Annotated in this window: 22 protein-coding genes and 2 pseudogenes; 19 read left to right on the top strand and 5 right to left on the bottom strand. The window is 47.2% G+C overall.

Annotated elements, in window-relative coordinates; genetic code table 11:
• Positions 1–328 precede the first annotated feature (328 nt).
• From L0M14_RS16225 to L0M14_RS16160, 14 genes and pseudogenes are all read left to right on the top strand, one after another.
• The gene (locus L0M14_RS16225; protein WP_235117727.1) at positions 329–3,727 is read left to right on the top strand and encodes an immunoglobulin-like domain-containing protein; all 3,399 of its coding nucleotides are present in this window, start codon (positions 329–331) and stop codon (positions 3,725–3,727) included.
• Positions 3,728–4,045: 318 nt separating this feature from the next.
• Positions 4,046–5,059: a LacI family DNA-binding transcriptional regulator gene (locus tag L0M14_RS16220; RefSeq protein ID WP_235117726.1), complete on the top strand. Its 1,014-nt coding sequence runs from the start codon at positions 4,046–4,048 to the stop codon at positions 5,057–5,059.
• Positions 5,060–5,267: 208 nt separating this feature from the next.
• A complete protein-coding gene (locus L0M14_RS16215; RefSeq protein ID WP_235117725.1) occupies positions 5,268–6,647 on the top strand; it encodes an ABC transporter substrate-binding protein in 1,380 nt (459 codons plus the stop codon).
• 85 nt (positions 6,648–6,732) lie between these two features.
• Positions 6,733–7,611, top strand: coding sequence for a carbohydrate ABC transporter permease (locus L0M14_RS16210; RefSeq protein ID WP_235117724.1), 879 nt, complete (start codon positions 6,733–6,735; stop codon positions 7,609–7,611).
• Positions 7,612–7,613: 2 nt separating this feature from the next.
• Entirely contained in the window at positions 7,614–8,447 is an 834-nt protein-coding gene (locus L0M14_RS16205) for a carbohydrate ABC transporter permease (protein WP_235117723.1), read from the top strand.
• A 135-nt stretch (positions 8,448–8,582) separates the two neighbouring features.
• Entirely contained in the window at positions 8,583–9,569 is a 987-nt protein-coding gene (locus L0M14_RS16200; protein WP_235117722.1) for a glycoside hydrolase family 43 protein, read from the top strand.
• A gap of 204 nt (positions 9,570–9,773) precedes the next feature.
• Positions 9,774–11,675: a DUF2264 domain-containing protein gene (locus tag L0M14_RS16195; RefSeq protein WP_235117721.1), complete on the top strand. Its 1,902-nt coding sequence runs from the start codon at positions 9,774–9,776 to the stop codon at positions 11,673–11,675.
• Positions 11,676–11,945: 270 nt separating this feature from the next.
• Positions 11,946–12,455: an efflux RND transporter periplasmic adaptor subunit gene (locus L0M14_RS16190; RefSeq protein WP_235117720.1), complete on the top strand. Its 510-nt coding sequence runs from the start codon at positions 11,946–11,948 to the stop codon at positions 12,453–12,455.
• Positions 12,410–13,180: an efflux RND transporter periplasmic adaptor subunit gene (locus L0M14_RS16185; protein WP_235117719.1), complete on the top strand. Its 771-nt coding sequence runs from the start codon at positions 12,410–12,412 to the stop codon at positions 13,178–13,180. The genes L0M14_RS16190 and L0M14_RS16185 overlap by 46 nt, the downstream gene beginning before the upstream one ends.
• A gap of 12 nt (positions 13,181–13,192) precedes the next feature.
• Entirely contained in the window at positions 13,193–13,816 is a 624-nt protein-coding gene (locus L0M14_RS16180) for a TetR/AcrR family transcriptional regulator (protein WP_235117718.1), read from the top strand.
• A gap of 16 nt (positions 13,817–13,832) precedes the next feature.
• A pseudogene (locus L0M14_RS31920) lies at positions 13,833–16,158 on the top strand (efflux RND transporter permease subunit).
• Positions 16,159–16,231: 73 nt separating this feature from the next.
• Entirely contained in the window at positions 16,232–16,873 is a 642-nt protein-coding gene (locus L0M14_RS31075) for an efflux RND transporter permease subunit (protein WP_260115357.1), read from the top strand.
• A complete protein-coding gene (locus tag L0M14_RS31070; RefSeq protein WP_260115356.1) occupies positions 16,800–16,955 on the top strand; it encodes a hypothetical protein in 156 nt (51 codons plus the stop codon). The genes L0M14_RS31075 and L0M14_RS31070 overlap by 74 nt, the downstream gene beginning before the upstream one ends.
• Before the next feature lie 243 nt (positions 16,956–17,198).
• Positions 17,199–18,115 (top strand): annotated as a pseudogene (locus L0M14_RS16160) (aldo/keto reductase).
• 427 nt (positions 18,116–18,542) lie between these two features.
• On the opposite strand, the gene L0M14_RS16155 reads toward L0M14_RS16160, so the two are convergent.
• From L0M14_RS16155 to L0M14_RS16140, 4 genes are read right to left on the bottom strand one after another with little or no spacing between them, the layout of a single operon-like run.
• Positions 18,543–19,778 carry a chemotaxis protein CheA gene (locus tag L0M14_RS16155; protein ID WP_235117715.1) on the bottom strand — a complete coding sequence of 412 codons (1,236 nt, stop codon included), beginning with the start codon at positions 19,776–19,778 and terminating at the stop codon, positions 18,543–18,545.
• The gene (locus L0M14_RS16150) at positions 19,714–20,208 is read right to left on the bottom strand and encodes a hypothetical protein (RefSeq protein WP_235117714.1); all 495 of its coding nucleotides are present in this window, start codon (positions 20,206–20,208) and stop codon (positions 19,714–19,716) included. The genes L0M14_RS16155 and L0M14_RS16150 overlap by 65 nt, the downstream gene beginning before the upstream one ends.
• Positions 20,165–20,578, bottom strand: coding sequence for an Hpt domain-containing protein (locus L0M14_RS16145; protein WP_235117713.1), 414 nt, complete (start codon positions 20,576–20,578; stop codon positions 20,165–20,167). Before L0M14_RS16145 ends, L0M14_RS16150 begins: the two co-directional genes overlap by 44 nt.
• A 15-nt stretch (positions 20,579–20,593) precedes the next feature.
• Positions 20,594–21,019 carry a chemotaxis protein CheW gene (locus tag L0M14_RS16140; RefSeq protein ID WP_235117712.1) on the bottom strand — a complete coding sequence of 142 codons (426 nt, stop codon included), beginning with the start codon at positions 21,017–21,019 and terminating at the stop codon, positions 20,594–20,596.
• Between the two features lie 93 nt (positions 21,020–21,112).
• Between L0M14_RS16140 and L0M14_RS16135 the strand changes: the two genes are divergently transcribed.
• Positions 21,113–21,355 (top strand): hypothetical protein, encoded by a 243-nt coding sequence (locus tag L0M14_RS16135; protein ID WP_235117711.1) that lies wholly within the window; start codon positions 21,113–21,115, stop codon positions 21,353–21,355.
• On the opposite strand, the gene L0M14_RS16130 is transcribed toward L0M14_RS16135, so the two are convergent.
• Positions 21,352–22,470: a HAMP domain-containing methyl-accepting chemotaxis protein gene (locus L0M14_RS16130; RefSeq protein WP_235117710.1), complete on the bottom strand. Its 1,119-nt coding sequence runs from the start codon at positions 22,468–22,470 to the stop codon at positions 21,352–21,354. The genes L0M14_RS16135 and L0M14_RS16130 overlap by 4 nt on opposite strands.
• A gap of 329 nt (positions 22,471–22,799) precedes the next feature.
• Here L0M14_RS16130 and L0M14_RS16125 point away from each other — a divergent pair, with 329 nt between their 5' ends.
• From L0M14_RS16125 to L0M14_RS16110, 4 genes are all read left to right on the top strand, one after another.
• Positions 22,800–23,447, top strand: coding sequence for a response regulator (locus tag L0M14_RS16125; RefSeq protein WP_235117709.1), 648 nt, complete (start codon positions 22,800–22,802; stop codon positions 23,445–23,447).
• A 220-nt stretch (positions 23,448–23,667) separates the two neighbouring features.
• Positions 23,668–23,928 (top strand): acyl carrier protein, encoded by a 261-nt coding sequence (locus tag L0M14_RS16120; protein WP_235117708.1) that lies wholly within the window; start codon positions 23,668–23,670, stop codon positions 23,926–23,928.
• 17 nt (positions 23,929–23,945) lie between these two features.
• Positions 23,946–24,956, top strand: a complete 1,011-nt coding sequence (locus L0M14_RS16115) for an ABC transporter ATP-binding protein (RefSeq protein ID WP_235117707.1) — start codon at positions 23,946–23,948, stop codon at positions 24,954–24,956.
• On the top strand, positions 24,931–25,719 hold the full coding sequence (locus L0M14_RS16110; RefSeq protein WP_235117706.1) for an ABC transporter permease: 789 nt from the start codon (positions 24,931–24,933) through the stop codon (positions 25,717–25,719). Before L0M14_RS16115 ends, L0M14_RS16110 begins: the two co-directional genes overlap by 26 nt.
• The last annotated feature ends 2 nt before the right edge of the window (positions 25,720–25,721 follow it).

Genomic DNA, 25,721 nt, shown 5'->3' with positions numbered 1-25,721 from the left:
TTTCAGGTAGAAAAGCCTGAAACGGCTTTTTCTTAAATTTTGAGACTTCCCGCAAAGTACATTAATCTGGTTAGATACAGCTAACGCTCTATTTATTGGGGTTATTTTGTAGCCTTGGATTTAGATTCCAAGAACGTGTCCAGCACCTCAAATTTTTCTAGTTTTTCTGAAATTTTTTCTATTGATTTATCGTCTCTGCGGGTGTAAGTTTATGAAATGAAAGATACGAATTGTATCAATTGAAATCGTATACATGAGGGGAGAGGATACATCTTTATCGAGTTGAGCCTCAAGAAGACCTGACAACTACATACCTGGGAGGATCCCTATGAAAAAGAGTTTCACTACCCTGTTAGCTACGGTGTTAACCTTCGGAAGTGTTATCGGTGCTGTACCTGGGTCCGTGTCCGCTGCGGAAACTTCGACTGATGCCGATCTTATCCTGCACTACGATATGAAAGATTTGAATGGTTCTGTGGTGAAAGATCAGACGGGACATTACGACGGAACCTGGGTCAATCCGCAGAATGCTTCCTGGATGAAAACCGCTGAAGCAGGCGCGATCAGCTTTACTGGGGGCAGCACGAGCTCCTATATCTCGATTCCTACTGGAGTCCTGGACAATTTAACGGATATCACGGTTTCTACTCTAGTCAACTGGAGCGGCAAGAATCCCGTGGAGTGGGTATATGCGCTAGGACAAACGGGAGCCAGCACGAATTATTTATATTTTACACCTAAATATAATTCGGACGGCACAGCACGGTTCGGTATTGCCACGAATGGTTGGAGAAATGAGCTATCAGCGAAAGCTCCGACGCTAACATCCAACACATGGAAACTGGTAACTACAGTTCTTTCGGGTTCTAACAAAACGCTGACGACGTATATTGACGGCGTTCAGGTGGCTACGGGATCAACTGGAGATATGACACTTGCACAAATTAAGGATGCAACCGGGCTAAGCGGTTTTCTGGGCAAATCGTTTTATTCAGCTGACCCTTATTTTGGCGGCATGATCTCAGATTTTCAAATTTACAAAACCGCTTTATCCGCCGATCAAATCTCCAATCTGGAAGAAGAGGCCGAGCAGAAAATATCCAAGATGGACCATCTTTCTTTGGACAGCGCAGCCGATCAATTAACCGAGTCTGGTCTACTAGGTACGAACACGGATGCGGAAAGCATCATGAGTAATCTTAGCTTACCGACACAGGGAAGCTATGGTACGACCATATCCTGGACTTCAGACAAAGCTAACGTGATCAGCAGCTCGGGCGTTGTTAATCGTCCTGCCTTTGAGGACGGCAATCAAACGGTTACACTCACGGCAGCGGTAACGGATGGGACGAATACGGTGAATCGAACATTTACGTTTACCGTTATTCGCCAATCTAGTGCAGAAGAAGCTGTACTTCTGGACGCCGCAGGCTTGGTGGTTCACCATATTGACGATGTGCGAGGCAACTTGACGCTTCCGACTTCCGGAAGCAACGGTTCGGTGATTACGTGGAAGTCGGAGAACCCTTCGGTTATTACGCCTACAGGTGAAGTGACCCGCCCTGCTAACGGAAGCGGAGATACGACGATTAAGCTAACAGCGACGATCACTTCAGGAGCGGCAGTACTTACCAAGGCTTTTGCAGCAAAAGTAAAGGAATTGCCTGCTTCCCAAGCGTATTCAGGCTATTTGTTTGGATACTTCACAGGTGAAGGCTACTCAAATGGCGAGCAAATTTATTTTGCCCGAAGTCAAGGCAATGACCCGCTGCATTGGACGGAACTTAACGGAGGAAATCCTGCGATTACTTCCGATTTAGGTGAGAAAGGACTTCGAGATCCGTTTATTATGCGTTCGCCTGAAGGCGATAAGTTCTACATGATCGCAACCGATTTGAAAATGTACGGAAGCGGCGACTGGACGCGTGCACAAACCGCTGGTAGCCGATCCATTATGGTTTGGGAATCCGATGACCTGATCCATTGGTCCAATCAGCGCATGGCCGAAGTATCTCCGCCGGAAGCAGGCAATACCTGGGCCCCTGAGATTGCATATGATCATTCTACCGGCGAATACGTGGTCTTCTGGGCATCCAAAATCTACGATGATGCGGCGCATTCAGGCAGCAGCTATCAGCGGATTATGTATGCAAAAACCAGAGACTTCTATACATTCTCGGAGCCGGCTGAATACTTGGATTACGGCTATTCAACGATTGATACAACGATGATCCAAAATGACGGTAAGGTATACCGCTTTACGAAGGATGAGAGAAATAATTCGACCTCTACGCCAAATGGGAAGTTTGTTTTTGAGGAAGCGGGCAATTCTATCTTCGATCCGAATTTCACAATGGTAAAAGAAGGCGTTGGCAAAGGGTCCATCAGCCGTGGTGAAGGACCGACGGTATTCAAATCCAACACCGAGAACAAATGGTATCTGTTCATCGATGAATTTGGCGGCAGAGGGTACGTACCTTTTGAAACAACGGATTTAGCTTCGGGCAATTGGACAATGTCTTCTAACTATGAACTGCCATCCCGCCCTCGGCACGGTACAGTACTTCCTGTTACAGAATCGGAGTACAATCTGCTGCAGAGTCAGGTGCCAACAGTTGAAACGCCTAGTGCGGATGTTCCCGTAAGCGGTATTTCCGTCGATCAAGAGCATGTTGTCTTGGAAAAAGGCTCGGACGCGCAGTTACAGGCAGCAGTTCAGCCAGCTAATGCCGCTAATCCTTCGATCTTATGGTCAAGCAGCAATGAGGAAGTTGCTGTTGTGGACGAATCGGGCAAAGTTACGGCCTTGAGTGAAGGGACGGCACGGATTACGGCATCAACTGTTGACGGAGGATATATCGCTGTAAGTGAAGTACAGGTGAACGAAGCAGCGTCTACTACGGCTGGTGCTGTACTGGCAGGACCTGATCAAGTAATCCCCGGTTCTCAGTTTGAAATCACATACGGACTAAGCCACGTCGACCAGCAAGTATTGGCTGAAGATATCACTGTGACGTACGATCCACAGCAAGTAGAGCTTGTGTCAGCAGATACACTTGACGAGTCCAAATTCGTCATTGTCGACCATAAAGCGGTCGATGCCGGCACCGAACGTCTGCTTGGCGTTCATTTTGGAGAAGCTCAAACCAGTCCGAATGCAAATTGGATGAAGCTGACCTTTAAAGTGAAAGAAGGGGCTGCAAGCGGCTCCGCTCTAGTGAGAGTGTCCGGGTTATCCACGGCGAATGCAGAAGGAATCGAAGCAGTGCTCGAAGGGGCTGTGTATTCCGTCCAAGTGAGCCAGATTGACAAATCGGCACTGAATGCACTGATTCTAGAAGCTCAGACGAAGCACGACGCAGCTGTTGAAGGTACGCATGCAGGCGAGTATCCAGCAGGGGCGAAAGCTGCGCTGCAAACGGCTATTACAAGCGCTCAGCAAATTGTTGACAATGCAGCAGCAACGCAGGCTCAGGTTGAGCAGGCAGTCGCGAACCTGCATACTGCGCTAGATACGTTCCTCAATTCCGTTATTCAGCGGATGCCTGGCGATAGCAATCATGATAACAGGGTTAGCGTCGGCGACCTTGCCATCGTGGCTAAAGCTTACGGCGCTGTCTCTACAGATGCGAATTGGAATGATGTGAAGCAGGGAGATTTGAACGGAGACGGCAAGATTGATGTGGAGGATCTGGCTGCGCTGGCAAGATTGATACTCGCAGAGTAACCTTCCCATGCATAGACCGCACTAGCGATTTGATGGATGATTCATCACGCTGTGCGGTCTTTTGTCCAAATATAAGAATGTATAAGTTTCACTCCATAATTCGGCTTATATTTTTTTATAAACGTACTCGCCATTAAAGGACGGAGTAAGCCGTTTATCTCATGTATACCATGGTAATCGACTGGCCCCTACAAGCTCATTTGACAAAATATGACCACCATAGTAAGGTGAGTATGAGTTAACTCATACTTTATCGATAACTATGCTAATCATCTTACACTTGGCATAGTTTCCTAGCAACTGGGGGTGAGCTTTCCTATGAGTGAGAATGTGACGATGCGGGACATAGCTGAGAGGCTCGGTGTAAGCAGTGTGACCGTTTCGAAGGCTATTAACGATAAAGAAGGCGTAAGCGAGGAGCTAAGAAAGAAAATTAAAGATTTGGCTGCAGAGATGGGCTACCGCTTCAACACACTGGCCAAGTCGATGAAAGAAGGCCTGTTTTATAATATCGGCATTATCATTCCGGAGCGGTTCACCGGAGCAACCCAAGCTTTTTACATGCAATTCTATCAAATATTAAATAAAGTGCTGGAGGAATATGATTACTCCGGCATCTTGCATATTCTGAGCGTGGAAGACGAGGAAGAGCTTGTACTGCCGAGAATTTACCGCGAGAAAAAAGTGGACGGCTTTATTATTTTGGGCCAACTTAACATCCAATATATGGATATGTTCCTGGATACGGGAGTTTCCGTCGTCCTGCTTGATTTTTACAATGACCAGCCTGAAGTCGACTGTGTGATTACGGATAGCTTCTACGGGGTTTATGACCTGACGAACTACTTAATCAAGCTGGGACATCGGGACATTGCTTTTGTCGGAGATATCCGTGCGACCAGCAGCATTCAGGATCGGTTCCTTGGCTACTATAAGTCCATGCTTGAGCACGACATTTCATTTCCCGAAGATTACGTGATTAAGGACCGTGACAACAAGGGCAAGTACATTGATTTGAAGATGCCGGCGAAGATGCCGACTGCATTCGTATGCAACTGTGATCAGATTGCCTATCATTTGGTGACAACGCTGCAAAAACAAGGCTACAGTGTCCCTGAGGATTGTTCGGTGGTTGGGTTCGATAATGATATCTTTGCAACGCTGGCGCAACCAAATCTAACCACCGTGGAAGTGAATATGGAAGAGATGTCACGATCGGCTGCATCCATGATGATGCGAAAAATCAAAGACAGCAGCAGCTCACACGGTCGAGTAACGGTCAAAGGAAAGATCATCTATCGGGACTCCGTGCGGGACTTGCGGAATATATAAGTAACTTAACAAGTATGAGCCAGAACGATAAGCTCATGCTTTTTAATTTGCCCATAAAAGCCGATACAAACAACAAATAGTTAGTTATTAGTGCTAACAACTAAAAATACAATAACAAATCAACAAGTAAATATTGACATGTAAGCGATATCATCATATAGTTAATTTGTAACTTAATCGATAACTTAATTTCAAGGGGGAATAGCAAGTGAAAAAAACAATGTTTACGCTGCCGATGGTGGTCGTACTTGCTACAGGTATGCTAACCGCCTGCGGCAGCAATACTGGCAACAATGAAAGCGCTACAAATTCGCCTGCAGCTACAAATGCCGCATCGCCTGCAGCTTCAGCCGCTGCGACAGCCTCGGGAGATAAGAAGCCAAGCGGCTCAATCACTGTGCTCACGCAGCGTACGGATATTGTGGATACACTGCAAAATGAATTTACTGCAGAATTTAATAAAGTTTACCCTGATATCAAAGTAAAATGGGAAGCTGTCCAGGATTACGAAAATAATATTAAGATCCGCATGAATACTTCGGATTACGGTGACGTGCTGCTGATCCCTAATAACGTTGAGCCTAAGGATTTTCCTAATTTCTTTGAGCCGCTTGGCGATTATGAAGCTGATAAAGCGAAATATTCGCAGATCGACGCTCACCGATTCGAAGGCAAGTACTACGGTCTCCCGATGGCCATCAATACACTGGGAATCGTTTACAATAAAAAAGTGTTTAAGGATGCCGGCGTAACGGAAGTACCAAAAACACCGGAGCAGTTCCTCGCTGCTATGCATAAAATCAAAGACAATACGAAAGCGGTACCACTTTACACAAACTATAAAGATGACTGGACGCTCAGCCAATGGGCCGATTATTTACAGCCTGCTTCCGGTGATCCTAACTATCCAAACCTGGGAGTCCTGCAGGATCCTCATCCATGGGCGCCGGGCAAGCCTTTCAACGATATTTTCAAGCTCATGTATGACGTAGCCAAGCAGGGCTTAATTGAAGAAGATCCGACAACTACGGATTGGGAATCATCCAAAGGGATGCTGAACCGCGGTGAAATCGGAACGATGGTGCTCGGTTCCTGGGCGATCACGCAAATGCAAGGCGCCGGTCCGAACCCGCAAGACATCGGCTACATGCCGTTCCCTACGAATGCTGCCAAGCTGTCCGCGCCATTAGCTGCAGACTATAACTGGTCGATTAACGTTCATAGTAAAAACAAAGAAGCAGCGAACGCCTTCATTCATTGGGTCGTCGACACCTCCGATTATGCTTCCAAGTATCAAGGCGGCTTCAGTGCCAAATTGCCTCTGCAAATTCCTGAGCTGTTAAAAGGCTTCCAGGATCTCGGGGTTACCATGGAAGTATCCACTCCGGGACCGGATGATCTGAACGGTATTTTGACCAAAATTGATAACGACTCTGAAGTAGGGATTCACAACCCTGACTTTAAAAAGCGCTTGATTGAATCCGCGATCGGCAACAGGGACGAATCCTTCGAGGACATTATGAAAGATCTGGATACAAGATGGAATAAATCGTGGGAAAAGCTGATTCCTGCGAATTACAAGAAATAACGGTATAGAGAGTACACTTAGGGGAAAGTGCACATGTACTTTCCCTTTCGTGCTTGGAATCTGATAAGGGCGGAGGTAGAAGGGGATGTTTAGATTATCCAATCTTAGCTATAGAGCGCAGCGTATTGTCATTATCGCATTATTTTCCATCATCCCGATTATGCTGCTAGTTACATTTTCTTATATTCCTGTCCTCGGCATGTTTAAATATTCATTTACGGATTGGAACGGCTTGTCTCCGACCTACAACTGGGTAGGATTTGATAATTTCATCACGATCTTCACGGATGAGAAATATTACGAGGGCTTTATCAACAGTATTTATTATTTTCTCGGAAGCTTCGTTCAGCTGGCTATTGCGTTATATTTCGCCACCATTCTCAGTTTTGCGGTGAGAGGCAGAAATTTTTTCAAAGGTGTATTTTTCTTTCCGAGCATGATCAATAGTGTGGCAGTAGGGTTGATTTTTCTGTTCTTTTTCAGACCTGAAGGGACACTGGACACCATTCTTAGCTTCATGGGAATAACGAATCCGCCCAAATGGCTGCTGAATCCGGACATCATTAATATATCCTTGGTCGGCGCCTCTGTATGGCGATATCTAGGCTTTAACCTGATCCTGATGATTGGAGCGATTAGCTCCGTTCCGTCGGATTTGTATGAGGCTGCTGAAATTGATGGTGCCAACAGATGGCATCAATTCAGATATATTATTTTGCCGAGTATCAGGCGAATTGTTGCGATTACCGTAATCTTGTCAATAAGTGGCTCCGTTGCGCCCTTCGAAATTCCTTATATTATGACCGGCGGCTCGAACGGAAGTAACACGTTTGTCATTCAGACGGTTACAACCACATTCAAATATAACAAATACGGGATGGGGTCAGCGATGGCCGTTGTGCTGTTCCTTATCGTCATTCTGGTGACACTCATTCAAAAGACGTTTATTAAGGAGGAGAAGTAGGCGTGCATAAGCTCAAATACGGTTCACTGACTACACTCAAGTATCTTACCTTAATAATTGGCGTGTTTGGGGCGCTGGCTCCGCTGGTCGTCGTACTCTTTGCTTCCTTCAAGGACACTATGGAATACCATAATACAAGCGCGCTGACTCCGCCTATGCACTGGCTGAACTTTGATAACTATGTCACAGCGTTTACGAAAGGTCAGATGCTCACCGGCTTCAAAAATACCCTGATCATCATGGTCGTAGCCATTCTGGGAAATATTTTCATCGGAACGATGATTGCCTATGTGCTCCAACGGTTTCGATTCCGCGGGCGCGGCGCTATCATGGCTGCATTCTTATTTGCCGCTTTGATTCCAGGTGTCACGACACAAGTCATTACCTTCCAAATCGTGCACTGGCTCGGTCTGTTTAACAGTATGGGGGCTGCGATTGTGCTCTATATGGGGACGGACATTATCGGTATTTATGTGTTCATTCAGTTTATGGATAATATTTCCTCCCAGCTGGATGAGTCCGCGATGATAGACGGGGCTTCTTATTTTACGATTTTTACAAAAATCATCTTTCCGCTGCTTACCCCGGCCATCGTCACCATGACGATTATCAAAGGTATCGGAATTTATAATGACTTTTATATCCCATTTCTCTATATGCCGGACCCCAGTCTGAGGACGATCTCAACTTCACTGTTCGCGTTCAAAGGTCCGTTCGGGTCGCATTGGGAAACGATCTGTGCCGCGGTGATGATCATTATTGCTCCTACGGCGATCTTGTTCGTCGCGCTTCAGAAATATATTTACAGCGGCTTCACGCAGGGTGCGGTTAAATAGACTGCGGCTCGAAGGCCATCTTCGGATGGCTTTCTTTTTTTGGGGAATGACTTGAATGTAAGCGCAACAATGTTATAATAAGATTGTAAGTTTAATGAATAAACTAACTTAAATGGTGGAAGGATAATGATACCTATGGATAACAACAAACAAGTACAACCCAAGACTCCTTTAGTCACGCATATCTATACGGCAGATCCGTCTGCGCATGTATTTGAAGGAAAACTATACATATACCCATCCCACGACCTAGATCACGACGGCCCTTCCAATGACAATGGCGACCAATATGCGATGGAAGATTATCATGTGCTTTCTATTGAAAATTTTGACTCACCGTGTGTTGATCATGGGGAAGCGCTTCACTTGAGAGACATTCCATGGGCTAAGCAGCAGCTTTGGGCGCCGGATGCCGCTTTTAAGAACGACACCTATTACTTATTTTTCCCGGCCCGCGACCATGACGGAATCTTCAGAATCGGCGTAGCAACAAGCAAATCGCCATCCGGTCCTTTCAAGCCTGAAGAGAATTACATCCCTGGAAGCTTCAGTATCGATCCAGCGGTGCTAGTGGACGACGACAACAGAGCGTACATGTACTTCGGCGGGCTATGGGGCGGCCAGTTGGAAAAATGGCAGACCGGCACTTTTGTAGAAGGCGCGGAAGGTCCGGCTTTGAATGCTCCTGCATTAGGACCAAGAATGGCTGAACTTACTGACGATATGCTTGGATTTAAAACCGAGCCTAAAGAAATCTCCATTGTCGATGAAGAGGGCAATCCTATCACTGCTGGCGATGAGGACCGCAGATACTTTGAAGGTCCGTGGGTGCATAAATACAACGGGTACTATTACCTGTCCTACTCAACTGGAACAACACACTGCCTGGTATACGGTATGAGTAAAAATCCGGAGGGACCTTATGTATTCAAAGGGACAATCCTGACTCCGGTCATCGGCTGGACGACTCATCATTCCATCGTTCAATTCCAGGATAAATGGTACTTATTCTACCATGACTGCTCGTTGTCCGACGGAGTGAACCATAAGCGTTGCGTAAAATATACCGAGCTGACTTATCATGAGGACGGTACGATCCAAACGATAGATCCATATAAGTAAGATAAGCTTGTCTATACTTCAGAAGTAATTATGTGTCAAAGCAAAACCGTTAGGACTCACGTTAAAAAGTGAGTGTTTAACGGTTTTTTAACGTTATTTTGATCTTCATCCGACTATTTTGACTACTTACCCAAGATGTGATACAAACCGCCCCGATTCTCGTATAATCGGTTCATAGTCCAAAGATGATGGAGGTTTATGACGATGGCGAAAGGCTGGGAGCTGCCGATCACACAGAACCCGTTACAAACGAAAAAAGATTGGCAGCGTGCATTTCAGGAGCTGACCGATCCACTCAAGAGGTACTACAGTTCAGACTCAACCAGGCTGTATGTTGGGCACACAGGTACAAGCTATGCGGATGAAGTCGCAGGTTTGGAAGGCTTTTCACGCATCTTATGGGGGCTTGCTCCTCTGCTGGCAGGCGGGGGCGAAAGCGATCTATGGGATACGTATATAGAAGGAATACGAAACGGAACAAATCCCGAACATGAGAATTATTGGGGGCAGGTGAACCATTACGATCAGAGGTTAGTTGAGATGGCCGCGTTTGGATTAATGGTGGCACTTACTCCTGATAAGCTGAAGGAAAAGCTGAATGAACAAGAAATGGAGCGGCTCGTCAGCTGGCTGAGTCAAATTAACGATCATCATTTGTACGATTGCAATTGGCTCCTGTTTCGAGTTATGGTGCAGCTGGGCTTCCAGCAAGCGGGCATGCCATACCGCCGCGATCTGATGGATGAAATATTAGTCCAAGTAGAACGCTTCTATTTGGAAGAAGGCTGGTATTCGGATGGAGTAGGCGGCCATAGCGACTATTATGTGCCGTTTGCGATTCACTTTTATTGTCTAGTTTACGCTAAGTTTATGGAGCAGGAGGATCCTGATCGATCTGCTTTATATAAAGAACGCGCAGTCCAGTTTGCTTCTCAATTCATTCATTGGTTTGCGGACGAGGGAAGCGCTCTGCCGTATGGCCGCAGCCTTGCTTACCGTTTCTCGCAATGTGCGTTTTGGAGTGCGATGGTTTTTGCCGGTGTGGAGGCTTTCCCTATTGGCGTGATGAAAGGGATGATCAATCGACATTTACGCTGGTGGTTTTCACAGCCTATTTTTCAAGCGGATGGTGTTCTGACCATCGGTTATGCGTACCCCAATCTGGTTATGGCTGAAAATTATAACGCTCCGGGCTCGCCTTACTGGGCGATGAAGTCTTTCCTCTTGCTGGCTCTGCCGGACGCGCATCCATACTGGAGTGCTGAGGAGCTGCCTATACCGGAGCTGCCGGCGAAATCAGTCCAGAAAGCGGCGCATCTGGTGATCTGCAGATCGCCTATGGCTCAGGACAAGGCTCCTGCTCAGAATGCGCATGTGTTCGCGTTTAATTCGGGACACTTGTCCACGAATGAACACACACATACTTCTGCCAAATATGAGAAATTCGTCTATTCTACGGCATTTGGCTTTAGTGTGCCGAGAGCCGAGTGGGGGATTGTGCAGGGCGCTTTCGATTCGATGCTGGCCCTGAGCGAAGGAGACAACCTATACAGAGTAAAGAGGAAGTGCGAGGAGACTCATATTGATGATTATGGCACCATCTTCGCGCGGTGGAAGCCTTGGTCCGATGTCGAGGTCCAAACATGGCTGCTGCCCGGAGCGCCGTGGCACATCCGCGTGCATCGCATCGACTCGGTTCGCTCCTTAGACGGAGCGGACGGCGGCTATGCCCTTGGCATCGACAGCGGCCGTCAGTCAACCGGACCGCTGGAGCTTGTGCGCGCTGACGACAGTCTCCTCGCGTACAATGAGCTTGGCGCCAGCGGAGTGAAGCTCCTTGCAGGCAGCGGAGCGGCAGAGCTCGTGCAGCCTCAGGCGAACACGAACATTCTGCACCCGCGCACGGTCATCCCTACTGTGCGGATGTCTTTTCAGCCGGGCGTCACCTGGTTGGTGACGGCTGTATTCGGCTCGCCGAACGGCTCCGGCTGCGAGTCGACATCAGCCGATTGGCAGGCTGCTCCCTATGCCGAGATGCAAGACGGTGAGCTGTTCATTTATGAACAGAAGGGAGGGGCTCTCCTCTGGAGTCGGCCGGTGAAGTAAGGTGTGGGCTGAGGCTGTCGATAAAGGGGCAACGGAGTGCTCCTTTCACCGGCGCTCGGAGAAAATCTACTGAAGTACGTAACGGCCATTGCTTGATCCATAAAAAGAGCTTGCTCATAAGAGCAGGCTCTTTTCCAATTTTGAACATTTGATGACGGATATAGAGGCAATGTGCCGTCATCTTTTACCAGACAATTGCCAAGAAATGAACACTCTGCTATGATATGACTGATCAGTCAGTCACGGATTTGAGGGAGAGTGGGGGAAGTCATGTACACCAAACGAAATACCGCTATCATAGCCCTGATAGCCATCATGTTAACCGTCTCTGGATGCGGCGCAGCGCCTGCAGGGACAGCTTCCGAGACGCCTGTGGCAGCTATGCCGAAAGTGGTCAAGGTTAGCGATGTACAGAAGATGAAGTGGGAAGACAGCGCAGAGCTGGCGGCCGACGTCATTCCTTTTGTTGAGCTTGATGTCGTAGCTAAAGTCAGCGGCGATGTGGTTGACATTCTTAAGAAACGCGGAGATTCCGTTAATAAGGATGACGCGATTCTGGAGGTTGATCAGACGGATATCGCCCGAGAAAAGGAAAAGGTAGACGCAGCGCTGCAGGCGGCGAACGAACAGTATGACAAAGCGAAACGGGATTTGGCCGACAGCAAAAAAGAGATCAATCTCTCTATTGCGAAAGCGGAGCTGTCTATTTCGGATTTGAGCGGGATTACGCAAGAATGCGCAACAATTTTGATGAAGGTATCGGTGAGCAAAGGGATCTGACATCGATGGAGACCAAGCTGGATCAGGCTAAAATGGATCTAGAGATCCTTCAGGACAAGAAGAAGACGCTCGAAACAAGCAATCCTCTCAGCCAAGCGGAATACCAGCTCAAGCAAGCTCAGATCTCACAGGAAGAATGGGAGCGCACGCAATCCTATTATACGGTTAAAGCACCGATCAGCGGTGTGCTCACCTACATGCCTGCAGAGGTCGGAATGACCTTGCAGCCGGGACTTCAGCTAGCGAAGGTACAGCAGCAAAATCCGGTGAAGATCAAAGCAAACCTGACGGAAGCTTATTGGCAATTGCTGCAGAATAAGGAAGAACTGAGCTTTACGGATCCCGCAACGGGAGAGTCTTTTACCGGTAAAGTAATTTATCTCTCTTCCACAGCTGATTTACAAACCAAAACGTTCGAGCTGCAGCTCCAAGCGGATAACGAGCAGGGGAAGCTGAAACCAGGCAGCAGAGTCCAGCTTCAGATCAATCAATCCGGCACCATCGAGTCATTGGCAGTCCCCAGCGAGGCGGTTGTTCGGGAGAACGGTCAAGTCTTTGTTTACGTGATTAGCGGTGATCAAGCGCAAAAGCGTGTCGTCAAGACAGGCAAAGAAAAAGACGGCAAGCTGGAAATCACTTCCGGTCTGGAAGCAACCGATAAAGTCGTAACCGAAGGACAGCTTAGATTGCAGGACGGGGAGAAAGTCTCTGTCTCGCAGCCATAAATGGGAGGACCTATGCCAAAGGATAACGAGCTAACCAAACAGAAGCTGTTGGCAGCGGCTGTTGAAATGTTTACGGAAAACGGGTATTACGATACAAAAATTTCCGACATTGTCAAAAAAGCGGGCGTCGCCCAAGGAACGTTTTATTTATATTTTCAAACGAAAGAGAGCATTTTTACTTCAATTATTAAAGAGACCAACGAGAGAATGATTCATCAGATCGATCATATTTTTGCCGATCACGTCTCTCCGGAAATGTCTGAAGACGAATTGAAGCAGCGCCTTTACGAGACGATCTCAGGCTGTATGAGCTTGTATAGAGAACACAAAGCGATTGTGTATATGATGCGGATTCACGGCTCCTCCCAATTTGCTGAAGCGCAGCGGGTGGCGGCTGAATGTGATGAGAGCTTATTAAGCATTATTATCAAGCTTTTTAAGAAATTTCATTTATTTCCCGAGTATGACCAGTTCCAGTATCAGGTTGCCGCAAGCGCGATCAACGGTATGATGAATGAAACATGCATGCAGTACGTCATCTTGCGGGATGCGACGGATGAAGACATTAGCAAGATCTCAAGGGTCGTCACCCAAATGATTTATGATATGACAGTCGGTAAAGAATGCAAGTCGTGACGGAAGGAAGAGTGCTATGATCGCAAGGGCGCTGAAATACCGTAAAATTACGTTATTGTTTATGTTGATAGCCATCGTGGTCGGCATCGCCAATTTTAGCGGGCTCCAGCAGCGGGAAAATCCGGAGATTACAGCAACGGTAGCAAGCGTACGGACCTTGTATCCGGGGGCAGCTCCCGATAAAGTAGAGCAGCTCGTAACGAAGAAGCTGGAAGATCACATCAATGAGATGGATAATATTTTAAAAGTTACATCCACTTCGCAGGAAAGCGTCTCGTCGATTCTCGTTGAACTTGTGCCGGGAACGGATACGAAGCAATCCTGGGATACGCTTCGCCAGAAGCTGCAATCAGCGGAAGCGGATTTGCCTGATGATGCAGAGAAACCGGAAATTAATACGAACATCACGGAAATCTCCGAGCAGATTCTTCACTTGGTCGTAGACAAACCGGAGCAGTTTGAAAGCTTAAGGGCACTTACGGAGAACTGGAAGGAGCAGCTTCGAACGGTTTCCGGTGTAAGCAGCGTTGAAGTAATCGGGCTGCCGGATCAGCAAATCAAGGTCGAGCTTGATCCTGCGAAGCTGGAGAAGTACCGGCTGAACTGGGGACTGATCGCCCAGGCGCTGCAAACGTCTAGAGAGCGCGTCCCGATCGGGACACTGGACCAGAATAATCAAAGACTGTACCATCAGCTGACAGGGGAATGGGACTCGGCGGAAGATGTTGCGGAAACTGTCGTATTCCGCAGTGACGGGGCAGGACCTCCGCTCAAGCTGAAGGACGTGGCGGATGTAGCATTATCCACGAAAAAGCTGGAGCAGAGGATTTATTATAATGGCAAGCCGGCGATCGATATCGCTATCAAAGCGCAAAAGGTGTCGATGTGCCTTCTCTGCAGGACCGCATTGATGAGAAAATGATCTCCCTGAAGAAGCAGCTTCCAAGCGAAGTGCAATTAGTTTCTGCTTTTAACCAGAAGGATAATGTCGACAAATTGTTTTCGGACCTTGGAAGAGAGCTTCTAATTGGTATCATTGCAGTCATTATCGTGTGTTCGCTTGGACTTACGTGGGGCACCTCACTTCTGGTTTCAACAGCGATTCCATTATCCATCTTAATCGGACTAATTCCGATGCAGCTGTTTGGCATCGACTTGAATCAAATCTCCATCGTGGCTCTCGTTATCGTGCTTGGAATTCTCGTCGATGATGCAATCGTTGTGAATGACAACATCGAACGCAGGCTGCAGCTCGGGGATTCCCCGCACGATGCGGCCTTTAAGGGAAGTCGTGAAGTGGGGGTATCTATCTTAACGGCTACGATAGCTACCGCTTCTGCGTTCTTTCCGCTGTATTTTCTCAAAGGGAATATCGGGGATTTCATCCGGCCGATTCCGCTTGTGATTACAAGCACCCTGATCGTATCGATGGTGATGTCCCTAACTGTCGTGCCGATTGTCCGGCAATGGGGTCAAGAGCGGCTGCAGCGCCGAAATCGCAAAGCGGCATCCTCTATGCAGGATAGGTATCCAGGTCTGTTGGGACGCCAGTTCTACAGCCTCAGCATCTTCTATGAGAAGAGCCTGAGAGGCATCATGCGTAAGCCGCTTTTGGCGGGTATCATTGCCATGGCTGTCGGGACCTCGAGCTTTGGCTTATTGCCGCTGCTCGGCGTCCAATATTTCCTCCTGCGGAGAGGGAGCAGATGCTTGTGGATATTGAGCTTCCCACTGGAAGCACGTTTGCGGATACAACGGACACGACCAATGCGATCGGCGCCTGGATTCAGCAGCAGCCTGGGGTAAAGGAGGTGTCGTCGTATGCAGGGCGTACAGCTCCCAAATTTTACTATACGGAAGTAGATAAGTTCGATAGCCGCGTAGGTCAAGTGCTGGCGATTGTCGATATGAAGAAGGTGAAAACAGAGGAGCTGGTCGCAGCCTGGCGTAAAGGACTGACTGCTCTGTATCCAGGAGTTCAGATTACTCCGCGCGAGCTGGAGAATGGTCCACCTGTAGGGGCACCAATTGCTATTCGCATTAGCGGAACGGACCAGAATGAATTGAAACAACTGTCTAACCAGGTACAGCAGATGCTGCATGAGATCAAGGGAGCGGTGGATATTTCCGATGATATCGGAAATCCGACGCCTACGGTACAGATGGTTCTGGATAAGGATAAAGCGAACTATTTCGGCGTTACGGATAAAGATCTTTCTGCGACGGTGCGCTTGGCAACGGATGGCATTAAGGTTTCGGATATGCAGCTGGATAACCGATTGATTGATATTACGATGTACACGGATCACAGTTCTTCAGGGCAAGCGGCAGACCCTCTGTAGCGAATGTTCTCGTTCCTTCACAGACTGGGAAGCTTTATGCTTTGAAAGAATTTGTCTCCTTGGAAAAGGAGAGATGCTCTCCAAAGTGCAGCGCTACAACCTGATGCGTACGGTCACAGTGCGATCGTATACAGAAGGGGCTCTGCCTGCTGATGTAATGAAGGTTTTGCAGCCTAAGCTGAATGCGATGAAGCTTCCTGACGGCTATTCCATCAACGTCGGCGGTGAGAATGAGGAGCGAGATAAGTCGTTTGCATCCATCGGTAAATTGTCTATTGTCGTGTTGTTCCTGATCTTCATGATCATTGCGATGCAGTTCTATTCCTTATCAACGCCGGTATTGATTCTATCGACTGTCTATCTTGCGGTGGGCGGCGCACTTATCGGACTGTTCCTAACGGGAGCTCCGATTGGCTTCATGGCGCTCATGGGCGTTGTGAGTTTATCGGGTATGGTTGTGCGAAACGGAATCGTCATGGTGGAATTCGTGGAGCAGGCGATAGAAGAGCGGGGACTTGAATTAAATGAAGCTATAGTAGAAGCAGGCAAAGCAAGGCTGCGGCCGATTCTGCTGACTAGCTGCAACCGCAGTAAGCGGGTTAATGCCGATGGCGATTTCCGGAGGGAGCTTATGGCGGCCGATGGCAGTATCGATTATCTCTGGTCTCATCTATTCAACGATGCTGACATTGGTTGTAGTTCCTTCCCTCTATAAGATATTGATTTCTTGGAAAATACGCCGTGCCGGTGCTAACCATCAGCATCAGCAGCCATCCGCTCCGCACCATTCGGCTTAGCGGGTCAGAGCAGGTGAAGCTTCCAGGCTCGGAATGGACGCTGCTTGTTTCATAGATAGATCATCAGGTAAGAAGCTCGACTGAGATGTGGTCGGGCTTTTTACCTATAACGCTAACCTTTCTAGATGTTTATTTCTTTTTGTGAACGCGCGTTTGTTGAAACAAGCATCCGTTTGTGGGACAATGGAAAAGGACATAGAAATGCCAACAACCTGCAAGATATAAGGGAGGATATTCATCGTGTTGAAAACGATTCAATTAGGAACAAGCGAACTGCAAGTCCCTGTAATTGCTGTGGGCTGTATGCGGATTAATTCACTTAATAAGCAAGAGGCTGAGCGTTTTGTTAAAAGTGCCATGGAGATCGGAGCTAATTTCTTCGACCATGCTGATATATATGGCGGCGGCGCTTGTGAAGAGATTTTCGCAGATGCTATTGGTATGAACGCGGATATTCGCAGTAACATGATTCTGCAATCCAAATGCGGTATCCGCAAAGGAATGTTCGATTTCTCGAAAGAGCACATTTTGGAGTCGGTAGACGGCATTTTGAAGCGCTTAAAAACCGACTATTTGGATGTGCTGTTATTGCATCGTCCGGATGCGTTAGTTGAGCCGGATGAGGTAGCTGAGGCATTTGACCAGCTGGAGAGCTCGGCAAAGTTCGTCACTTCGGCGTTTCCAATCAAAATCCGCTGCAAATTCAACTGCTGAAAAAGTCGGTCAAACAGCCGCTTATCGCAAATCAATTGCAGCTCAGTATAACGAACGCTACCATGATTTCAAACGGAATTAACGTGAATATGGCAAACGAATCTGCAGTAAACAGAGACGGAAGCATCCTCGATTACTGCAGACTGAATGACATCACCATCCAGCCTTGGTCGCCGTTCCAGTACGGATTCTTTGAAGGAGTGTTTCTTGGCAGCGAGAAATTCCCGGAGCTGAACAAAGCCATTGATGAGATTGCGGCCAAATACGAAGTAAGTAATACGACGATCGCCATCGCTTGGCTGTTACGCCATCCTGCCCGTATGCAGCCAGTAACAGGTACGATGAACATTGAACGTCTGAAGGATTGCTGCAAGGCAAGCGATGTGAATCTGACCCGCCAGGAATGGTACGAAATTTATCGCGCGGCAGGCAACATTCTTCCTTAAAATCAACCTATGATGAGAGCCCTACATGCAAAACACACATTGCATTAGGGCTTTTTTACGTTTCGGAAATCCTTTGGTCCCCCCTGCACCATAAACTTTTCAAAAGTGTAATAAACGTAACAGTTTTTATTTCCTGGAAATGATACAATCTGAAGCATAAACCTGAAGGAGAGAACAAGAAGACTATGACCCGATTGAAAAGCCTCGCATCGCTAACCCTCGTTGCAACCCTCACACTCTCTGCCACCGGCTGCGGTGCAAATTGTAAAAAATGAAGATGACTCCAGCGAAGAGATCTACCTGATTAATTTACTGCTCACAGAGTCTTTGTAAGACAAAATAGAACCCTAAGCTGCTGCTTAGGGTTCTATTTTGTCGATAGGGATCACTCCTGCACGTGCTACTGGAGAATTTCTTGAGTGTACAGCTAGATGGTAGCATACATCCCAGCAACATCTAGAATTAAAGCAACATGTCCATTCCCCAATATGGTGGCATTGGAGATGATGTCTTTCTTTTGAACACGTTCGCTGATCGGTTTAACTACGATATCCTGAAAGCCGATCAGCTCTGTGACTGGGATGCCAAAACGTTTCTCCGAGATCCCGACTACGATGACCTTCATCACGCGCTTGTCTTGAAAGTCTCTAGGCAGAGCAAAATCCTCTTGAATAAAGCGGATTGGCAGGAAATGGTCCCTGTAGCGAAACACCTGCTTTCCTGCGGCTTCTTCAATCTGATCATACCGGATATTAATAATTTCGAGAACGCTGTTCATGGATAATGCGAAGGTATGATCTCCCAGCTTGAATAACATTCCCGGAATAATGGCCAAAGTAAGCGGTAAACGAATATGCAGCTCTGTGCCTTTGCCGACTTCAGAATGAATCTCGATGATGCCGTTTAGCTTTTCAATATGGCTCCTTACAATATCCATCCCGACACCTCTGCCGGATATATCGGTTACTTGCTTAGCTGTTGAAAATCCAGAAGCGAAAATAAGCTGAATCGCTTGCTGGTCGGTCAGTTGAGCGGCTTCCTGTGAGGTGATGACCCCTTTATCCACCGCGGTATTCTTGATTTTCTCGGGATCAATCCCTCCGCCGTCATCGGAGATCGTTAATATTACATGGTTCTCCTGCTGCGCAGCTTTTAGCCTTATCCATCCCTTAGCCGGTTTATTTCGCCGAGCGCGCAGCTCCGCGTCCTCGATCCCATGATCTAGCGAATTGCGAAGCAAATGAATGATCGGATCGCTAATTTCTTCCAAAACGGTACGGTCGAGTTCTGTTTCTCCGCCCTCCAGAATAAGCTCCACTTCTTTTTGAAGCGTTTGGGAGACATCTCGCACCATACGGGGAAGTCTGCTGTACAGATTCTCAACAGGCTGCATCCTTGTTTTGATCACGTGCTCCTGAAGCTCTCCTATAACTTTGGACATCGTCGCGGTGTTCTCCGTGAGATCGAGAATGGCATCGTTCCCCTGAAGCGTATTCGCGAGATCTTTGCTAATCTGGACGTTGCGGGTTTGGTAGATAACTAACTCGCTGAGTGTATTCATGAGCTGTTCTAAGCGCTCAACATCCAGCCGGATGGTTTTATTCTTTTTTATCTGGCGCGGTCTGCTGCTTAGTCGGTAACGATTTGCTTGTTTGCTCCGCAATGCGATCTGCTTCGTTAATTGTCGGATCCTGCTCCATGAGCGGAAAAGAATCAAGCAGCTCTATCGTATAAGATGAAATATCGGAGTCCAGAAAAACCCTTTCCCTGATTTCACTATCCTTGAGTGAACTGGTTAACAGGATCTGCAGCTCAGAAGCATTCATCTCCAAGTCATCTATACTAGGGTGGGTATTGGCTACTTTGCCAAGCGCATGACATTCGTTCATGATGACATGCATGCGGGCCAGCGGCAGAGGCAAATCATCGCGCAAACGAATGTGGATGGCATACAATTGCTCCCCTTGCTGCATGGCCTGCAGGATCCGTTGAATCTCTTCTTCGTTCATGTCCCATAACGGATTGATTCCAGACTGAATCCTGCTTTGTTCAGTGGTGTTCACGTGTGCACTTTGATTTAATAGTTGATCCATTTGACGAATAATTCTCATCGGTAGGCACTTGATTCAATGATTCGTTTTTTTGAATCGTATCCTTCATATGTGTCAATAGATCAAGATTTGTAAACAAAATATGGATGACTTGCGCATCAATCGTCAGCTGATCGCTGCGGATGCGATCCAGTATATCCTCCATACGGTGCGTAAGCTGTGTAACTTGATCAAAGCCCATCGCTGCCGACGATCCTTTCAAGGAGTGAGCGGCACGGAAAATAACGGTAATCCTTTCAGTGTCTGCACCATGCTTTTCCATCTGCAGCAGTGCATCCTCGAACAAGTAAAGATGCTCCTCCATATCGGAGAGAAACACGGCCAGATATTCGGACATATCATAATCGGACAAGGAACTACACCTGCTTTACCTTGAATTTGTTTCTACAAAGATGCGCTCTGCTTGAAGAATATGGATCAGCACATTCTTCTCTTGGGCAATGCCGGCAATTAAGTCGTGACTCTCCTGAACGGCATATTCTGGCGGCGGGACAATGCTGGGCAATTCAGTCACCCTATTAACTTGATCCACAATAGCGCCGAACATTTCACCCTGAACATCTAAAATAAGTATTCTGGACAAGGATGTAGTCTCGCCTCGATCCAGTCCCATCCGCTCGCGGAGACCCACAACGGGAAGTACTTGACCACGAAGATTAATGACACCTTTGACAAATGGTTTGTGATTCGGAATGTGCGTCATTTCCCGCACTCGGATGATCTCATGGATATGGTGAATAGTCATGGCGTAGGTAACTTGATTGACGACGAATTCAACATACTGATCTTGCACGGCTTCTTCCATCATGGTCACAACCTACAATCTGGTGATCAATTGGTTCATATTTTCTACCATTTTTACCATCTCTGTCGTAGAGGAAGCCGTTTGCTCAGCTCCAGCCGCAGTTTCTTCAATTACAGCAGCGATGCTTTGAATATTCGTTTGGACCTCCGTGCTTTGGCTGGCCTGCTCTTCACAAGCAGCGGCAATTTCCGCAATGCTGGAAGCTGTTTGCTGAATGGTCCTTCTAATCTCTCCAAAAGCGGCTCCTGCCTTAGCGGATGCATCATCTCCGGATTTTGCAGCGACTACAGCCTCATGTGTATTGTGCTGGATCGATTTAATTAATCCGCGATTTCCTTGGTCGCATGACTGCTTCGTTCAGCCAGCTTGCGTACTTCATCTGCGACGACCGCGAAACCTTTGCCTGCATTGCCGGCCCGAGCTGCTTCTAGAGCTGCATTTAAAGCGAGCAAATTGGTTTGGTCTGCAATTTCGTCGATTACTTCGATGATATCGCCTATTTTTTCCGAGCGAACGGACAGCTCCTCAATTTTCGTAGAGATTGCTTTCATGCCCGCAATGGTTGCATCAATCATATCATTGCCGGTTTGCGCCAATTCAACCACTTGCTCAGCTGCTACACTGGCACGTTCCGAATGAACGGCAACACTTTGTACGGCATGTGTCATTTCATTTACCATAGCACTGGATGTTTCTGCGGAGCTGGCTTGGGTTTGATTGCCATTGGCGATTTCCTCTGTACTGGCCATAATTTCCTGAGAGCTGGCAAACACTTGATTGGAATACGAGCCGATTCTCTTGACGATCGTGCTGGTGGATAGGTAGACAATGATGCATGTAATGATACCGAGAATAAGTGCAAGAATCGCAAGAATGGTCACGATGGTGATGTTCGTATTCACGGATGCTTCAATTTGCTGCTTTGCAGCATCGGCATATTCATTTTGGTTAGCTACGAGTGCGTCTGAGAGCTCTGTAGCTTTATCTAAATGAACACGTCCGTTAACAGCGGCAGCTTTTGCCTTTTCCAGGTCCGATTTGCCAACATTAGAAATCTCAAAGATAACGGACTCATAAGATTTGATCGAACTTTCTATATTTTTGAGAAGCTGCTTATTTTCTTCCACAGTGAGCAGGCCGTCTAGCTCCATCAAGGTTGTTTGCATGTGTTTGAGCGATTCATTGGCTTTGAGCATTAGTGCTTCATCATTAAACAAGAGATATCCGCGAATTCCGTTATTAATATCAATTACATCTGTTTTTACCTGCTGGGCTTTCAGCTGCGAAAGCAAAATGCGGTCGATCGTATCCGTATACTGGGCGCGAATCGATTCCATACGCAGTAAGGCAAAGGACGAAATCGCGAGTAGCAGAACCAGTACGCAAGCAAATCCCGTTGTCATTTTCTTTCGAACGCTTAGTTGGTTGATCCAAGTCATGTGATGAACTCCTCTTCGATGTTTTTATTGTCGCCTTTACATTCTGTGATGGAGGAGGTTCAACCTTCATTTTTCGACATAGTCATCAAATACTAAGAAATTCTCATTTCAAGCAGGCAAAAACTAACAATAATGCAAGGTAAGTAACAATAGAGATAGAAAAATGAAAGAGTAGTCCTTATAATAGGAGCACGCTCGGAATAAAGGGGGGATAGTCTTCATGAACCAATCTAATGCATGCTGTTTAAGAACAAGTGAAGGAGATGAGGCGAGTTTGACAAGATGATAACAGGACTTCTCAGTACGATATGATGAGGAGGAATTTTTTTGTGATAAAGGTGGTTTTGATTGATAATCAAAGGCTTTTAGTAGAAGGCATTAAATCCATATTGGAAAAAGCGGACGATATCCAAGTGGCAGGTTTCGCCTTCGATACCAAGAGCGCATTACAGCTTTGTCAGCAGCATCAGCCCGAGGTAGTCATTCTGGACATTCATATGCAGGGAGTAGATGGTATTGCGCTGACAGGACAAATTCATAAGCAGTTTCCCCAGTCCAAAATTATCATATTAACAGGACGTCAAGAGATGGATTCCGTCGTACAAGCCATGAATCAAGGAGCGTGCGGCTACATGCTCAAACACATCAACCCCGACGAACTGATTATGACAGTAAGAAGCACGGCACTTGGGTTAAGTGTCATGCATAAGGAAGTACTAGTGAAATTCACCCGTTCTCTGCCTGTCACAGAGTCCCCCGAAGCACCGCCTGCCCCAAAACTTCCCTTTGAACTTACGGAAAGAGAAATCGATATTATCAAGCATGTCGTGGAAGGCAGAGAGAACATGGAGATCGCCAAGAGCTTGTTTTTATCTTTAGGCACCGTAAAGAAGACCCTCTCGATCATATTGAAAAAGGTGGATGTGAAGGACCGCGTGGAGCTTGCGGTGTATGCTATGAAAAACAACATTATTTAAGCGCTTACAAAATGGTGGAGAACTTCGTCATCCGAACAGGACGTTTGCGTTTTGTCTGATTCAACTGAAAAAGGGCCGGGTGGATACGTGGATGTATCCGCGCGGCTTTTTTTTACAGAAGTGGAGACATAAGGATACACAGAACGAGACTAAGGACCTCTAGTTCACTTGCTAGTCATCCTGTAATCTGAAAGCAAGCACAAGAAGGAGGGAAGAATTCGTGACAACCGAGGAGAAAATTGTTGAAATCATTGCTATGGTGTTTCGAATGGAGGTGGATCGCGTTAAGCGGTTATCCGGGGAAGAGCCGCTGAGTCAAATCGGGCTTGACTCCATCAACTGTATGGAGGTTGTAGTAAATCTGGAGGAAGAATTCTCGATTACGTTTAATGACGAGGAGCTGCTGCTGGAAAACTTAAATACCATCCAGAAGCTGCTTCAGCTTGTCACACAGAAGCAGGCTGAAATCAGCGTTATCTAATCGGAAAGGAGCAGGCAATGGCATATATCGAAGTAAATGACTTGGTTAAAGAATACCGCTTAAACGTCCGAAACAAAGGAGTTCTGGGTTCTATCAAGAGTCTGTTGATTCCCGAATTTACGACGAAGAGAGCAGTAGATGGGATCAGCTTTTCCATCGAGCGCGGCGAAACAGTCGGATTCATCGGACCAAACGGGGCAGGCAAATCCTCGACGGTGAAAATGCTCACCGGTATTTTGGTGCCCACTTCCGGGACGATCTCCATTGACGGACTATCCCCTTACAAAGATCGCAGACGTAATGCTTCCAGAATTGGCGTTGTATTCGGTCAGCGAACCCAGCTTTGGTGGGATTTGCCCGTAAGCGATACGTACGATTTGCTCAAGCATATCTACAAGATTCCCGAGCGCTTGTTTAAAAAGAATATGGACATGTTCAGCGAAATGCTGGATTTGCATGAATTTATGCGTCAGCCGGTAAGGCAGCTTAGCCTGGGCCAGAAGATGCGTGCGGAGATCGCAGCTGCGCTGCTGCATGATCCGGAAATGATCTTTTTCGATGAGCCGACCATTGGACTGGACGTTGTGGCCAAAGAGAAGATCCGCGCCTTCGTCAAGCAGGTGAATCAAGAGAAGGGCACAACCATGCTGTTTACAACCCATGATATGGTGGATATCGAGAAAACCTGCGAGCGCATGATCATCATCGACGGAGGCAGAACCATCTATGACGGGGCAGTTGAGGCGATGAAGGACCAATACGGCAAAGAACGTGTACTCGTTGTCGAATTCGCTGAGTATCAACCTTCCGTTTTCCTTCCAGGTGTTCAATTGATGTTGGAAAAGGAGAATAAAAAGTGGTTTCGCTACTCGAAAGATGCCGTCCAGGTGTCTGAGCTGATCAGTATGCTGTCCGAACGATACCCTATCGTGGACTTAACGGTTCAAGATACCGGAATTGAAGAAATCATCAGGATGATTTATCAAGGAGGTATCCCGCTCGGTGAGAGTTTATCTGGAGTTTGCTAAAAAGTCCTTCCAGAACAACATCGTCTATAGAATGGATTACTTCGCAGGAGTCTTGAATGCACTCGTCATGATTTTTGTCAATATATCCATCTGGAGAGCCATCTATGAGGAAGAAGAATCCTTGGAAGGCGTGCAGTTTAAAATGCTGGTCACCTATATCGTCCTCTCCTTTCTGATGCAGGTGGTCTATACCATGGATGAGTATGTCATTGAATCCAAGGTAAGGAGCGGACTTATCTCGTCAGATTTGCTCAAGCCGATCCATTTTCGGCTGTATTTACTCGCACATCATGCAGGAGCGACAGTTTTTCGGTTGACTATGCAGATGACACCGGCGGTTGTTGTCGCGGCGCTGCTGTTTCACTTGCTGCCTCCGTTCTCGGTAAGCATGCTGCTGTACTTTTTACTAAGCGCACTGCTCGGTTATCTGGTCTTATACAATCTGAATTTTATCGTATGGGTAAGTTCCTTTTGGTTCTACTGGACCTTCAGCCTGGTCACGATCAAGGATGCTGCCGTGATGATCTTCTCGGGGGCATTGATTCCACTTTGGTTTTTGCCGCAACCGCTTATTGATTTTATCCAGTTGACGCCGTTTGATTCCATTTTCTACACACCGATCCGCATCTATCTGGGCATGATTCCGCAAGAAGATATTTGGTTTAGTCTCATGCGTCAGAGCATATGGATTGCCGTTTTATTCGTGATAGGCCAATTGCTTTGGAAAGCGGCAGCTAAGAAGCTGGTTGTACAGGGGGGATAGCG

The sequence above is a fragment of the Paenibacillus hexagrammi genome (assembly GCF_021513275.1).
Classification (GTDB): domain Bacteria; phylum Bacillota; class Bacilli; order Paenibacillales; family NBRC-103111; genus Paenibacillus_E; species Paenibacillus_E hexagrammi.
Note: the sequence above shows the minus strand (reverse complement) of the source record. Positions and strands in the feature narration are given on the sequence as shown.

Bases quoted from the DNA above. Each gene is read 5' to 3' on its own strand.
- L0M14_RS16130 (WP_235117710.1), bottom strand. From the start codon at position 22,470: ATGACTTGGATCAACCAACTAAGCGTTCGAAAGAAAATGACAACGGGA.
- L0M14_RS16210 (WP_235117724.1), top strand. From the start codon at position 6,733: ATGTTTAGATTATCCAATCTTAGCTATAGAGCGCAGCGTATTGTCATT.
- L0M14_RS16185 (WP_235117719.1), top strand. From the start codon at position 12,410: ATGCGCAACAATTTTGATGAAGGTATCGGTGAGCAAAGGGATCTGACA.
- L0M14_RS16195 (WP_235117721.1), top strand. From the start codon at position 9,774: ATGGCGAAAGGCTGGGAGCTGCCGATCACACAGAACCCGTTACAAACG.
- L0M14_RS31070 (WP_260115356.1), top strand. From the start codon at position 16,800: ATGGCAGTATCGATTATCTCTGGTCTCATCTATTCAACGATGCTGACA.
- L0M14_RS16180 (WP_235117718.1), top strand. From the start codon at position 13,193: ATGCCAAAGGATAACGAGCTAACCAAACAGAAGCTGTTGGCAGCGGCT.
- L0M14_RS16220 (WP_235117726.1), top strand. From the start codon at position 4,046: ATGAGTGAGAATGTGACGATGCGGGACATAGCTGAGAGGCTCGGTGTA.
- L0M14_RS16190 (WP_235117720.1), top strand. From the start codon at position 11,946: ATGTACACCAAACGAAATACCGCTATCATAGCCCTGATAGCCATCATG.
- L0M14_RS16225 (WP_235117727.1), top strand. From the start codon at position 329: ATGAAAAAGAGTTTCACTACCCTGTTAGCTACGGTGTTAACCTTCGGA.
- L0M14_RS16115 (WP_235117707.1), top strand. From the start codon at position 23,946: ATGGCATATATCGAAGTAAATGACTTGGTTAAAGAATACCGCTTAAAC.
- L0M14_RS16150 (WP_235117714.1), bottom strand. From the start codon at position 20,208: ATGGATCAACTATTAAATCAAAGTGCACACGTGAACACCACTGAACAA.
- L0M14_RS31075 (WP_260115357.1), top strand. From the start codon at position 16,232: ATGCTCTCCAAAGTGCAGCGCTACAACCTGATGCGTACGGTCACAGTG.
- L0M14_RS16200 (WP_235117722.1), top strand. From the start codon at position 8,583: ATGGATAACAACAAACAAGTACAACCCAAGACTCCTTTAGTCACGCAT.